The 13,741-nt window shown below is 29.3% G+C and carries 10 protein-coding genes and 1 other RNA gene; 7 read left to right on the plus strand and 4 right to left on the minus strand.

What is annotated here, in order from left to right; all coding sequences use genetic code 11:
• Positions 1-22 precede the first annotated feature (22 nt).
• A complete protein-coding gene (gene guaB, locus R3X25_RS09265; protein WP_317674117.1) occupies positions 23-1,492 on the plus strand; it encodes an IMP dehydrogenase in 1,470 nt (489 codons plus the stop codon).
• Between the two features lie 196 nt (positions 1,493-1,688).
• Here guaB and uvrA read toward each other — a convergent pair whose 3' ends face one another.
• Positions 1,689-4,469: an excinuclease ABC subunit UvrA gene (uvrA, locus tag R3X25_RS09270; RefSeq protein ID WP_317674119.1), complete on the minus strand. Its 2,781-nt coding sequence runs from the start codon at positions 4,467-4,469 to the stop codon at positions 1,689-1,691.
• Positions 4,470-4,729: 260 nt separating this feature from the next.
• On the opposite strand from uvrA, the gene R3X25_RS09275 reads away from it, so the two are divergent.
• On the plus strand, positions 4,730-5,317 hold the full coding sequence (locus R3X25_RS09275) for an RNA polymerase sigma factor (RefSeq protein ID WP_317674121.1): 588 nt from the start codon (positions 4,730-4,732) through the stop codon (positions 5,315-5,317).
• Positions 5,318-5,550: 233 nt separating this feature from the next.
• On the opposite strand, the gene R3X25_RS09280 is transcribed toward R3X25_RS09275, so the two are convergent.
• Positions 5,551-6,192: an endonuclease III gene (locus R3X25_RS09280; RefSeq protein WP_317674123.1), complete on the minus strand. Its 642-nt coding sequence runs from the start codon at positions 6,190-6,192 to the stop codon at positions 5,551-5,553.
• Between the two features lie 35 nt (positions 6,193-6,227).
• Between R3X25_RS09280 and bcp the strand changes: the two genes are divergently transcribed.
• Positions 6,228-6,686, plus strand: coding sequence for a thioredoxin-dependent thiol peroxidase (gene bcp / locus R3X25_RS09285; protein ID WP_317674125.1), 459 nt, complete (start codon positions 6,228-6,230; stop codon positions 6,684-6,686).
• Between the two features lie 323 nt (positions 6,687-7,009).
• On the opposite strand, the gene R3X25_RS09290 is transcribed toward bcp, so the two are convergent.
• Positions 7,010-9,463 carry a carboxypeptidase-like regulatory domain-containing protein gene (locus tag R3X25_RS09290; RefSeq protein ID WP_317674127.1) on the minus strand — a complete coding sequence of 818 codons (2,454 nt, stop codon included), beginning with the start codon at positions 9,461-9,463 and terminating at the stop codon, positions 7,010-7,012.
• 6 nt (positions 9,464-9,469) lie between these two features.
• The gene (locus R3X25_RS09295; RefSeq protein ID WP_317674129.1) at positions 9,470-11,176 is read right to left on the minus strand and encodes a M23 family metallopeptidase; all 1,707 of its coding nucleotides are present in this window, start codon (positions 11,174-11,176) and stop codon (positions 9,470-9,472) included.
• A gap of 163 nt (positions 11,177-11,339) precedes the next feature.
• On the opposite strand from R3X25_RS09295, the gene R3X25_RS09300 reads away from it, so the two are divergent.
• From R3X25_RS09300 to rny, 4 genes are all read left to right on the plus strand, one after another.
• Positions 11,340-11,630 carry a hypothetical protein gene (locus R3X25_RS09300; protein WP_317674131.1) on the plus strand — a complete coding sequence of 97 codons (291 nt, stop codon included), beginning with the start codon at positions 11,340-11,342 and terminating at the stop codon, positions 11,628-11,630.
• 10 nt (positions 11,631-11,640) lie between these two features.
• Positions 11,641-11,934, plus strand: coding sequence for a cell division protein ZapA (locus R3X25_RS09305; protein ID WP_317674133.1), 294 nt, complete (start codon positions 11,641-11,643; stop codon positions 11,932-11,934).
• A gap of 56 nt (positions 11,935-11,990) precedes the next feature.
• Positions 11,991-12,097, plus strand: a non-coding RNA gene (ssrS, locus tag R3X25_RS09310) — 6S RNA.
• Positions 12,098-12,144: 47 nt separating this feature from the next.
• Positions 12,145-13,713 carry a ribonuclease Y gene (gene rny / locus R3X25_RS09315; protein WP_317674135.1) on the plus strand — a complete coding sequence of 523 codons (1,569 nt, stop codon included), beginning with the start codon at positions 12,145-12,147 and terminating at the stop codon, positions 13,711-13,713.
• The last annotated feature ends 28 nt before the right edge of the window (positions 13,714-13,741 follow it).

Here is a 13,741-nt window from a genome sequence, read left to right on the forward strand (position 1 = left end):
TAATTTTTAAGTTGATTGCACTATGATTTCAGACTCATCAAAATTTGTAGGAGAAGGTTTAACCTACGACGACGTACTACTTATACCGGCATATTCAGAAGTTTTACCTTACCAAGTAAGTACAAAAAGTAAATTTACACGTAACATTACATTAAACGTTCCTATTGTTTCGGCAGCCATGGATACGGTAACAGAAGCGAATATGGCAATTGCTATGGCTCGTGAAGGCGGAATAGGTGTTTTGCATAAAAACATGACCATCGAGCAACAAGCAGATGAAGTCAAAAAAGTGAAACGTTCCGAATCTGGAATGATTATAAAACCTGTTATTATTACCAAAGAAAAAACGGTTTTAGATGCACTTAATTTAATGCGTGAATATGGTATTGGTGGTATTCCTGTAGTTGATAATCAAAAAAAACTAATAGGTATTGTTACCAATCGTGATTTGCGTTTTGAAAAAGACCTTACACGTGTAATTTCTGAAGTTATGACTTCAAAAAATTTAGTAACAGTTCCCGTTGGAACTTCTCTAAAACAAGCCGAAATTATTTTACAAGATCATAAAATTGAAAAATTACCAGTTGTTGATGATGATAATACATTATTTGGACTTATTACTTTTAGAGATATTATAAAAGTTAGAGAAAATCCAAACGCAAATAAAGATGAGTATGGACGTTTACGTGTAGCTGCTGCTATTGGTGTTACTGGTGATGCATTGGAAAGAGCAACCGCTTTAATTAACGAAGGTGTTGATGCTTTAATTATTGATACTGCTCACGGACACACAAAAGGAGTGGTAACAACGTTAAAAGAAATTAAAAAAGAGTATCCAACTACAGATATTGTTGTAGGTAATATTGCAACTGGTGCTGCTGCTAAATATTTAGTTGAAGCTGGTGCAGATGCTGTAAAAGTTGGTATTGGTCCAGGTTCTATTTGTACAACTCGTGTAGTTGCAGGTGTAGGTTTTCCTCAATTATCAGCTATTTTAGAGGTTTCAAATGCAATAAAAGGAACTGGAGTGCCAGTTATTGCAGATGGAGGTGTTAGATACACTGGCGATATTCCTAAAGCTATTGCTGCTGGAGCAGATAGTGTAATGCTAGGTTCATTATTAGCAGGTACAAAAGAATCGCCTGGTGAAACTATTATTTTTGAAGGAAGAAAGTTTAAATCATACAGAGGAATGGGTTCTGTTGAAGCTATGAAAAAAGGTTCAAAAGATCGTTATTTTCAAGATGTTGAAGATGATATTAAAAAATTAGTTCCTGAAGGAATTGTTGGACGTGTACCTTACAAAGGTGAATTATTTGAAACAATGCATCAGTTTATTGGAGGATTAAAAGCCGGAATGGGCTATTGTGGTTCTGATAGTATTGAAGCTCAAAAAGATGCTAAATTTGTAAAAATTACGTCTTCAGGTATTAGAGAAAGTCATCCTCATGATGTAACAATTACCAAAGAAGCTCCAAATTATTCAAGGTAGTTTTTCGTAAAATAAAAACATATATAAAAAGTCATACTGAATTTATTGAAGTATGACTTTTTTTATGTAATAATAACGTCATTACGAGGAGCAATAGCGACGAAGTAATCTGCACATTTATTTGGTGAGATTGCTTCACTTCACTGCGTTTCGTTCGCAATGATGTTTTACTCTCGTTATTATAAAGCTTAAATCATTATAATTTTTCAGCTAAATATTCAGCAGTATACGATTCTTTATTTTTAATTAAGTCTTCTGGAAGTCCTTGAAAAACAAGATTTCCACCATTTTTTCCACCTTCTAAACCTAAATCAATAATATAATCTGCACATTTAATTAAATCTATATTGTGCTCAATTACAATAATAGAATGCCCATTGTCAATTAAAGCGTTGAATGATTTTAGCAATTTATTAATATCATGAAAATGTAAACCAGTTGTAGGTTCATCAAAAATAAATAGTGATTTACTTTGACGAGTTCCTTTTACCAAGAACGAAGCTAACTTAATACGTTGTGCTTCACCACCAGAAAGGGTAGAAGATGATTGTCCTAATGTTACATAACCTAAACCAACATCTTGTAAAGGTTTCAATTTTTTTATAATCTTAAACTCTTTATGTTCATTAAAAAATGAAATAGCTTCATCGATTGTTAAATTCAACACATCGTTAATAGATTTATCTTGAAACTTAACTTCCAATACTTCTTTTTTAAAACGTTTTCCTTTACAAGCATCACATTCTAAATGAACATCGGCCATAAATTGCATTTCAATGGTTACTTCACCATCACCTTTACATTTTTCACATCGTCCACCTTCAACATTGAAAGAAAAATGTTTAGGCTTATAATTTCTAATTTGAGATAATTTTTCTGAAGCGAATAAGGCTCTTATATCGTCATAAGCTTTTACATAAGTAACAGGATTTGATCTACTTGAACGTCCAATAGGATTTTGATTGATAAACTCAATATGTTCAATTTTATCATAATCTCCTAGTATTTCGGTAAACTGACCTACTTTTTCACCATAACCACCAATTTTCTTTTGAACAGCAGGATATAAAATTTTACTAACCAAGGTACTTTTTCCACTTCCTGAAACTCCAGTAACAACAGTTAAAGTATTTAAAGGAAAAGTAACATCAACATTTTTTAAATTGTGTTCACGAGCTCCTTTAACTACAATGCAATTGTTGTATTTTCTACGTTTTTTAGGGAGTTCGATAGCTAATTCGTTGTTTAAATATTTAGCTGTTAACGAATTGCTTTTTAAAATTTCATTAAAAGTTCCTTCAGCAACAACTTCACCACCAAATGTGCCTGCTTCTGGTCCAATATCAATAATTACATCGGCTGCTTTCATAATGTCTTCATCATGTTCTACAACAATTACAGTGTTTCCTAAATCGCGTAAATCTTTTAAAACATTAATTAAACGTTCTGTATCTTTTGGATGCAATCCAATACTTGGTTCGTCTAAAATATACATAGAGCCAACCAAACTACTACCTAAAGATGTTGCCAAGTTAATACGTTGACTTTCACCACCAGAAAGAGTGTTTGAAGTTCTATTTAGGGTTAAATAACTTAAACCAACATTATTTAAAAATTGTAATCTATTGTTTATTTCAACCAATAAACGTTTGGCAATTTTTTCTTCGTATTTATTGAAAGTAATATTCTTAAAAAAGTCAGCCAATTCGTTTAAAGGTAAATCTACTAATTGATCAATACTTTTTCCATTTATTTTAACATAACTAGCTTCTTTTCGAAGTCTTTTTCCGTTACATTCAGTACATTTAGTTTTACCTCTATATCTAGAAAGCATTACTCTGTATTGAATTTTATAGCTTTTTTCTTCTAAATATTGAAAGAAGTGATGAATACCTTCAAATGATTTTGTTCCATTCCAAATATGTTGTTTTGCTTCTTCTGATAGTTCAAACCATGGTTTATGGATAGAAATTCCATAATCGGCAGCAAAATTAATTAATTCTCTTTTATATTTTTTGAAGGAATCTGATTTCCAAGGTAAAATACAATCTTCTAATATAGAAAGTGAAGTGTTTGGAATTACTAAATCTTCATCAATACCAATTACATTACCGTAACCTTCACATTTTGGACACGCTCCATAAGGATTGTTAAAACTAAACAAATGTGTGTTTGGTTCTAAAAAAGTTTGTCCATCCAATTCAAATCGGTTGTTAAATAATGTTTGTTTGTTAGTCGCTAATTCTTCAATAATGCATTCTCCTTTTCCTTCAAAAAAAGCTGTTTGTATAGCATCACCTAATCTATTATAGAAATCTTCATCAGTTTTTACTACAATTCTATCTATTACTAAATAAAAGTTGTGTTCAACTTCTTCAGTAACTTCTTCAATTCTAACAACATCACCTTTATATTTAATTCTAGAATAACCTTGTTGAGCAAGAATTTTTAATGTTTGTAAAACACTTCGTTCTTTTGGAATATGTACTGGTGCAAGTAATAATAATTTAGATTTTTCATCTAAATTTTTCACATAATTTAGAACATCAGTAACTGTATGTTTTTTAATTTCGTTATTAGAAATAGGAGAGTAGGTTCTACCAATTCTAGCATATAAAAGTTTTAAATAATCATATACTTCAGTTGATGTACCAACCGTTGAACGTGGATTTGTAGAGTTAACTTTTTGCTCAATAGCAATTGCAGGAGCAATTCCTTTTATATAATCAACTTTTGGTTTGTTTAAACGCCCTAAAAATTGACGTGCGTAAGAAGATAAACTTTCTACATAACGTCTTTGTCCTTCAGCAAATAAAGTGTCAAAAGCCAAACTCGATTTTCCAGAACCCGATAAACCAGTTATAACTACAAGTTTATTTCTAGGAATTGCTACATCAATATTTTTTAAATTATGAAGTTTAGCACCTTTAATAAGTATATTTTGTTTGGGATCTAAATTGGCAATATTTTGAGTCATTGAGTAGTTAAAAATAGGATAATTGCAAAGATAACTACAAAATCTAAAAAAAGTAATATCTATATTAAAAGAAATATAATTTAGTGTTAAAATTTATTGACTTACAGTTATTTAATGTGTAAAAACTTGTAATTTTCGAAATAAAACCTCATATTTGACGCATACTAATTAAAAAAATAAAGCGCTTATACTAAACATTACTTTTTATCAAATTTAATATAGACTAAATATAACCCTTAGAGTTATAAATATTTAGAGTTATGAGAAGAAGTACATTAGTATCGGATGGCGTTTTAGTCAGCAACTACATTAACGGACAAGAAAAATCTTTAGAGGTTTTAATTAATAGACATCAACAGCGTATTTTTAGTTTTGTGTTATCTAAAGTTTTGGATAGAGAAATAGCTGAAGATATTTTTCAGGATACGTTTATTAAAGTAATTAATACCTTAAAAAAAGGTAAATATAATGAAGAAGGTAAGTTTTTACCTTGGGTAATGCGTATTGCTCATAATTTAATTATCGATCATTTTAGACGTAATAAACGAATTCCTACATTTAAAAATACAGATGAATTTGATATTTTTTCAGTAATAAGTGACGATAACTTAAATGCTGAAAGTGAAATTATTAAAATGCAAATTTTAGATGATGTTAAAGGATTAATTGTTGAGCTTCCAGAAGATCAAAAGGAAGTATTAATAATGCGTATGTATAAGGATATGAGCTTTAAAGAAATTGCTGAAAACACAGGTGTAAGTATTAATACAGCATTGGGAAGAATGCGTTACGCTTTAATCAATTTAAGAAAATTAATAGAAAAACATAATATTATTTTAGTGAACTAATACTAAATAGAGAATTGTTTCGTTCTATAATAAAGTTAACCAATTTATTATGATGAAACTCTACTCTAAAAAGTCTCTGTCAAAGGAGCAACCTAAACAAGAAACAATTCAATATTTGCTTAACTATTCAAAACAATTGAGGATAGTAAAAACCAACAAAAACAAATACATTGAATTGCATTTGAATTAATGTTCTTTAGCCCATCTTTAACCAAGATGGGTTTTTTATTTTATTAAAGACTTTTTAAAACTGATTTTCTTCCAATTGTTTTGGTTATAATATCTTTTTCAATATCCCAAGCTCTTGCAGGTGAATATTCTCTTCCGTAGTAAATAATTTGTAAATGTAGTTTATTCCATAACTCTTCAGGAAATAACCGTTTAGCATCTTTTTCAGTTTGCACTACATTTTTTCCATTAGTTAAATTCCATCGGTACATTAATCTATGGATATGTGTATCTACAGGAAAAGCAGGTATTCCAAATGCCTGGCTCATAACAACGGCAGCTGTTTTATGACCAACAGCAGGTAACGCTTCTAAAGCTTCGTATGTTTTTGGAACTTCTCCATTATATTTTTCAATTAATATTTCTGATAAGCCGTGAATTCCCTTTGATTTCATTGGAGATAAACCAACAGGTTTTATAATTTCTTTAATTTCTTCAACAGTTAATTTAACCATATCGTACGGATTATCTGCTTTTGCAAAAAGAATAGGAGTAATGGTGTTAACTCTAGCATCAGTACTTTGTGCAGACATTAATACTGCTATTAATAGCGTATACGGATCTTTATGATCTAATGGAATTGGTGTTTTCGGATATAATTTTTCTAGTGTGTCAATAACAAATTGAACTTTTTCTTGTTTTGTCATTTTATGTATATTTACAAAAAGCTAAAATACAAATTATGACAACATTAAAGGCAGGAGATAAAGCACCAAATTTTGAAGCATTAGATAACCAAGGAAACACAATAAAACTAGAAGATTATTCAGGAAAAAAATTAGTAGTTTTCTTTTATCCAAAGGCAAGTACACCAGGTTGTACTATGGAAGCTTGTAATTTACGAGACAATTATAAAGCGTTTTTAGCCAAAGGATATGATGTTTTAGGTGTAAGTGCCGATTCGGCAAAGCGTCAGCAAAACTTTATTAATAAAAATGAATTACCTTTTCCATTATTGGCTGATGAAGATAAAACCGTAATAAATGCATTTGGGGTTTGGGGTCCAAAAAAGTTTATGGGACGTGAATATGACGGAATTCATAGAACTACATTTGTTATTGATGAGAATGGAATTATTGAAGAAGTATTTTCAAAAGTGAAAACAAAATTACATGCTGCACAGATTTTTGGAGAACTGTAAAATTTAAGATTAGATCACTATTTTTTATGGTCTTATCCCTGCGTAGGCAGAAATCTATTTCGAGTTGTATATTAATAAATTAAACCTGCTCCGAAAGGTTGGCTTATTATAAAAATTATTATTGTGATGAGATGCTAAACCAAGTTCAGTATTACGAGTTATGTAAAATTAACTGAATCTGATTCTTATGGTAATAGGAATCTAAATTAAGTTTATAAAAATTAATAAATAGAACTGATACTTTTTTTATTAGATTATAGTTAATATAGTGTCTACGCAGGTATAACAACTTCAATTTGATTTTAGTGGTATAAAACTAAAATCTAAAATTTTACATCTAACTTTACATTTAAAACTCTACTAGTCATATAATTTGGGATTCCATAGAATTTTTTTGAATAAGAATCTCTAACCCAGGTATTTGTAATTGAGTTGTTTACATCGAACATATTAAAAATTTCAAAACCAATTGAAAACTCTTTAAAATTAGTAAGCCATTTTTTATTTGAAGGGTTTTGTTCATCTAAAAACACATACGAAATTCCAAGATCGGCACGTTTGTAAGAATTTAATTTATTTTGATAATCGTAAGGATCAGAATAAGAAGGTGAACCTCCAGGAATTCCAGAATTGTATACTAAATTTAAGTACATTTTAATATTTGGAATACTTGGTACGTAGTCTTGAAATAACATAGCGAATTTAACACGTTGATCTGTTGGTCTAGAAATATAGCCTTGATTGTTAATATTTTCTTCAGTTTTTAAAAATCCTAAACTAACCCAGCTTTGTGTACCAGGAACAAATTCACCATTTAATCTTAAATCTACTCCAGCTGCATAAGCTGTTGCATTGTTATTTGCAGCATATCTAACTTTTACATTATCTACAGTATATGTATTTACATCAGTTAAATTTTTGTAATACGCTTCGGAGATTAATTTAAAAGGTCTGTCCCAAAGTTCAAAACTATATTCGTTTCCTAAAACAACTTGTAGCGATTTTTGTGCATCAACAGATGGAACAACAGTTCCTTCATAATTTCTTAATTCTTTATAAAAAGGAGGTTGTGCATACATTCCACCAGCAATTCTAAATAACATATCCTTATCCCAATCTGGTTTTATGGCGAATTGCCCACGAACTGAATAAATTATTTGATTAACAGCATCTAAATTATTAGCGTTCACATTCCAATTATGTGAGCGAACACCTAAATTATACCACACTTTAGCATTGTCCCAATATGTGTTTTTGCTGTATTGTGCAAACCAAACCAATCTATCTATAGTTACATTGTTTTGTGCATTTACACTTTGATATGGTTCTATTTCACCTGAAAAAGGTTGGTAAGGTTGTAGATTAGATACAAAATTTGGAGGTCTAACGCTAAATCCAACAGAATCAATAACTTCCCATTCTTTTAAACGATCTTTAAAATCTTCATATTGATATTTAACACCAAAATCTATTTGATGTTCTTTTACTTTATATGTTCCTTTTAGTTCAATATTTGTTATTAACGCATCTAAATCGTTACGTGCATGATTTAATTGAGAGCCAATTCCTTCAGAAAATTCAACTTCACCAAAATCGTCAGAACCAAAATCGTTATTTACTTCACCTAAATTATAACTTGCTAAAATATCGTAATATTCCTCTTCCATAGTATGGTAAGCCGAAGTTGTTAAGTTTAAATTTAACTTTTCGTTTACAATATAACTTCCTTTAAAAGCTCCAAAAAGTGTTTGAAATTGATCTTTTTCTTGACCTTGATAATAGACAATTAATTCTAACGGATCTGCTATAGTTCCAAAAGTAGTTCGTCTAGTTTTTGGAGTGTACTTATAATTATTCAATGAAAAATTTCCTAAAAAATCTATTTTAAGTTTGTCATTTACCAAATAAGATAAAAATGTTTGAACATCTGTAAAATTTGGTTCAGCATTGGTATCTGTATCTTTACTATTAATAAATAAACTATTATCTCTATATCTTGCTCCAACAATAGCACTTAATTTATTGTTTAACATAGTTCCTTCAACAGTAATACTTCCGCCTAATAAACTAGCATTGGCACTTGCTGCAAATTCTTTTGGAGTACGATAGGTAATATCTAAAACCGATGAAAGTTTATCGCCATATTTTGCCTGAAATCCACCTGCCGAAAACTTTACATTTTGAACCATAGCACCATTTACAAAGCTTAAACCTTCTTGTTGTCCAGATCTAATTAAAAAAGGTCTGTATACTTCAATGCCATTTACATATACCAAATTCTCATCAAAATTTCCACCTCTAACATTGTATTGTGTACTCAACTCGTTGTTGTTATTAACTCCGGCCAAGGTCATTAAAATATTTTCAACACCTTGATTTGCGCCTGGAATTTTAGTAATATCTGTTGGGTTTACTGTAATAGTTCCTTCAACAGCATTTTTATTGTTTTTAATAACAACTTCTTTTATTTGTTCCACTTTTAATTCTAAAATAGGGTAAACTCTAATGGTTTTATTTTTTGGAGCTGGTGAAATTATTTTTTTTATAGTTTTATAGGAAACATGACTAAATTCTAAATTTATTTCTGTTTCTGAAGGAATTGTTAACTTAAATTCACCTTTAAAATTTGAAGTTGTTCCTTTGGTATTTGCATATTTTATAGCAACACCAGGAATTGGTTTGTTATCTGAATCTTTAACAATTCCTCTTATTTGAGCTTGTTGAGCAGAAATAGAACATGTTACTAATATAAATAGGAGTTTAAAAAGTGTTTTCAAGTTGATTTATTTTTTTCGGTAAAAAGTTCGGTTTATAGTAGTTGTATTTCCAACATTATCTGTTACTACAACTTTTAAATTATGCTTTGCTGTTTCAAATTTTCGATCACTTAAATTATAGGTTAGTAAACCTAATTTTACATTGTATTCCATTAAAATCCATTTACCATCAATTTCACCTCTGTATGATTTTATACCGGATTCGTAATCAGCAATTTTTACTTTAAGGGTTTTAAAATTAGTTAACCATTGTTCGTTTTTAAAATTAGAAGGAATAACTGTTGGTTTTTTAGTGTCTGAAAGTAATCCGTATTTTCCTAAACTACGTGTAGAGGTATAAAAAATGTTACCTTCTTTAGTGGTAGGTTCAAAACTTGCTTTATTTTTTGAATTAAAATAGGCGATGTACATTTTCTTTTTTTCTACTTCAGAATATTTTGAAACATTGAATGAAACTGTAAATCTTTTATGCAAAGGATAAATAGGTTTATGAATATAAGCAATAGAATCTTCAACCTTAAAATCTAAATAAAAATCTTGAAAAAAGGAATAACTAGGAAAAGTTACGGTTACTCCATTTTTAGTTATTTTTTTATACTCTTTATAATTAATTTTATAGGGTGTAGTTTTTTCTTCTTTTTTTACAATAGTAACATCTTTTTTTCCAACTATTGGAATTTTCACTTTTTGTATATTACCTTTAAAATCTTTGGCAACAATTTCAACATTATAAGTTAAACTGTCTTTAATATTAATAATACCTTTTGAGTTTGAATTATACATACTCAATTTATTTAAAGGTTCAATAAAGCATTTTTGAATACGTTGGTTTAATGTTGAATAACGTTCATAATCAATAAGTAAGTTAATGTATCTAGTTTCGTAAAACGAAAAAGATTCAGCAATAAATTCATGCACCTTTTTACCATTTACTAACATTTTTAGGCTGTACAATCCGTTTTTATTGTAGGCACCATCCAATTGATCGTATGCATTAATTCCAAAACTAATGGCTCCAAAAGCATTAATTTTTTTTGAAACTAAATCACCATTTTTAGATTTATACAACGAAATTTGATGTTTATTTCCTATTTTATTAATATGTGAATTATCACTTAAGGTGTAACCTATTAAAGTGTTAATTCTTGGTTTTTTAGAATCGTTAACTGTTATACCAAATAACATTGGGTTTATTGGTTTTTCAGTTTTAGTATCTCTAATTTCAAAATGTAAGTGTGGACCTACAAAACCACCAGTGCTTCCTGAATAAGCAATCATTTCATCTTTAGAAATTGGCAAAGTAGAAGCAGATGGAAATAGTTGAATTTCAAAACTTTCTTTTTTGTATTGCTGTTTTTTAATATAATCTTCAATACGTTTATTAAACTTTTTTAAATGTGCATATACAGTTGTATAACCATTAGGATGCGTTATGTAAATTGCTTTTCCGTAACCCCAAGTAGAAATTTTGATACGAGAAACATAACCAGCAGCAGCTGTATAAACCTTTAAACCTTCACGTTGTTCAGTTTTTATATCTAAACCAGCATGAAAATGATTTCCTCTTAATTCACCAAAGGTTCCAGATAAATACATTGGAATATCCATTGGGTTTCTAAAATAATTAGTAGGGTAATCCTTACCCAATGATGCATCTCCTTGGCTAAAGGTTAGATTTGCAATAAATAATATTAAATAAAAAATGTTCTTCACTTCTAATTTTTAGGCTAAAATAATAAAATTAATCTTCTGTAATAGCACTATAATAAGCTAAATACAAAATACTTTATGCAATAAAAATACCAAATTAACTAAAACAGTTGTAATATTGACTTACTAATGTTAACTTTGTAAAACATAGTTAGTATTTAGCATAATGAGTTCTATAACACAAGTTGTTAATTTAGTAGAAGAAAAACTTAAAAATCTTATAGATAATTATAGTTTTTTAAAAGAAGAAAATGATTTTCTTCTAAAAAAAGTAGCAATTTTAGAACAAGAAAAAGCTAAAGAAATTTTGCATTATAAAGAGCTTGAAAAAAAGTATCAAACTTTAAAAATAGCAAAAACTATAGAAGGCAGTAAAAAAGATAGTAGAGAAACAAAACTCAAAATAAATGCTTTAATACGTGAAATTGATGTTTGTATAAATCAATTAAGCGAATAAGTTCTTAAAAATGGCTGAACCACTAAAAATTAGAGTAACCATAGCAGGAAGAGTGTATCCAGTAGTTGTTAGAAATGAAAATGAAGAAGAAGGGATGCGTAAAGCTGCAAATAAAATAAATGATTTGGTTACAAAATTTGAAAAGAATTATGCAGTTAGCGATAAACAAGATGTATTAGCCATGTGTGCTTTACAATTTGCATCGTTAGTTGAAGTAAATGCCATAAATAAAAATGAAGAAATTATTGAAGTCGAAAAAAAATTAAATATTCTGAATGAGTTGTTAAAAAATCATTTAGAATAACGTTCTTATAAATAAATTAATTAATAACACTGCCTACATTAGTTATCGTTTGTTAAACTCAACGTCACATTTTTAAAAAGAGTGAGTCTAAACTATTAGAGCAAGCCGTCTAGCGCGGATCCTCGACCAGTTTGTTAGCTCTAAACTTGTTTTTATGGAGTTTACATAAAACCAAACTAGTGTAGGTTTTTTTTATATAAAACCAAAGTTATGATAGAATATGGAATACCAATATTAATTGGTATAGGAATAGGATTAGCAATAGGTTATATTATTGCAAAATCATTAGAAAAGTCGAAGGCTTCAAAAGTTTTAAAAAACACAAGAAAGGAAGCTTCAGCAATGATTAAAGAAGCAAAAATTGAATCTGAAGCTATTAAAAAAGATAAAATTTTACAAGCAAAAGAAAAGTTTATAGAATTAAAATCTGAACATGAAAAAGTAATAATTGCTCGTGATAAAAAAATAGCTGATGCAGAGAAAAGAATTCGTGATAAAGAGTCTCAAGTATCTCAAGAATTAGATAAAAACAAAAAATTAAATAAAGAAGTTGAATTAAAAAACAACGATTTTATAAAGAAATTAGACTATGTTGAAAGAAAATCGGATGAATTAGATAAACTTCACCGTAGACAAGTAGAACAATTAGAAGTTATTTCTGGATTATCTGCTGAAGATGCTAAAAAAGAGTTAGTTACATCATTAAAAGATGAAGCCAAAAGTGATGCAATGGGCTTTATACAAGAAACTATAGAAGAATCTAAATTAACAGCCGCACAAGAAGCTAAAAAAATTATACTAAACACAATTCAACGTGTAGGTGTTGAACAAACAGTTGAAAACTGTGTTTCTGTATTCAATATTGAAAGTGACGATGTAAAAGGTAGAATAATTGGTAGAGAAGGTAGAAATATTAGAGCTTTAGAGGCTGCTACAGGTGTTGAAATTATAGTTGATGATACTCCAGAAGCTATTATTTTATCATGTTTTGATCCTGTAAGAAGAGAAATTGCCAGACTATCATTACACAAATTAGTTACTGATGGTAGAATTCATCCAGCAAGAATTGAAGAAATAGTTGCAAAAACTGAAAAGCAAATTCAACAAGAAATTAATGAAATAGGTAAACGTACTGTAATAGAATTAGGAATTCATGGATTGCATCCAGAGTTAATTAAAACTATTGGCCGTATGAAATATAGATCGTCATACGGACAAAATTTGTTACAACACTCACGTGAAGTTGCTAACCTATGTGGTTTAATGGCAGCTGAATTAGGGTTAAATGCAAAATTAGCGAAACGTGCCGGTTTATTACACGATATTGGTAAAGTACCAGAAACTGAAAGCGAGTTACCACATGCACTATTAGGTATGCAATGGGCTGAAAAGTATAACGAAAACAAAGATGTATGTAATGCTATTGGAGCTCACCATGACGAAGTAGAAATGAAATGCTTAATTGCACCAATAGTACAAGTTTGTGATGCTATTTCTGGAGCAAGACCAGGAGCAAGACGCCAAGTATTAGATTCGTACATTCAACGTCTTAAAGATTTAGAAGATATAGCTTTTGGATTTACAGGAGTTCAAAAAGCATATGCAATACAAGCTGGTAGAGAATTACGTGTAATTGTTGAAAGTGAAAAAGTGAATGACGCTAAAGCGGCAGAACTTTCTTTTAGTATTTCGCAAAAAATTCAAAATGATATGACTTACCCAGGTCAAGTTAGAGTTACTGTTATTAGAGAAACTCGCGCAGTAAATATTGCTAAATAAAAGTATTAAAACATAATATTGTATTTAA

Origin of the sequence: Lutibacter sp. TH_r2 (genome assembly GCF_033101135.1) — a bacterium.
GTDB lineage: Bacteria > Bacteroidota > Bacteroidia > Flavobacteriales > Flavobacteriaceae > Lutibacter.

What these genes read in the sequence shown, in the direction of transcription:
- guaB (WP_317674117.1), top strand. Translation starts at nt 23, where the DNA reads ATGATTTCAGACTCATCAAAATTTGTAGGAGAAGGTTTAACCTACGAC.
- uvrA (WP_317674119.1), bottom strand. Translation starts at nt 4,469, where the DNA reads ATGACTCAAAATATTGCCAATTTAGATCCCAAACAAAATATACTTATT.
- R3X25_RS09275 (WP_317674121.1), top strand. Translation starts at nt 4,730, where the DNA reads ATGAGAAGAAGTACATTAGTATCGGATGGCGTTTTAGTCAGCAACTAC.
- R3X25_RS09280 (WP_317674123.1), bottom strand. Translation starts at nt 6,192, where the DNA reads ATGACAAAACAAGAAAAAGTTCAATTTGTTATTGACACACTAGAAAAA.
- bcp (WP_317674125.1), top strand. Translation starts at nt 6,228, where the DNA reads ATGACAACATTAAAGGCAGGAGATAAAGCACCAAATTTTGAAGCATTA.
- R3X25_RS09300 (WP_317674131.1), top strand. Translation starts at nt 11,340, where the DNA reads ATGAGTTCTATAACACAAGTTGTTAATTTAGTAGAAGAAAAACTTAAA.
- R3X25_RS09305 (WP_317674133.1), top strand. Translation starts at nt 11,641, where the DNA reads ATGGCTGAACCACTAAAAATTAGAGTAACCATAGCAGGAAGAGTGTAT.
- rny (WP_317674135.1), top strand. Translation starts at nt 12,145, where the DNA reads ATGATAGAATATGGAATACCAATATTAATTGGTATAGGAATAGGATTA.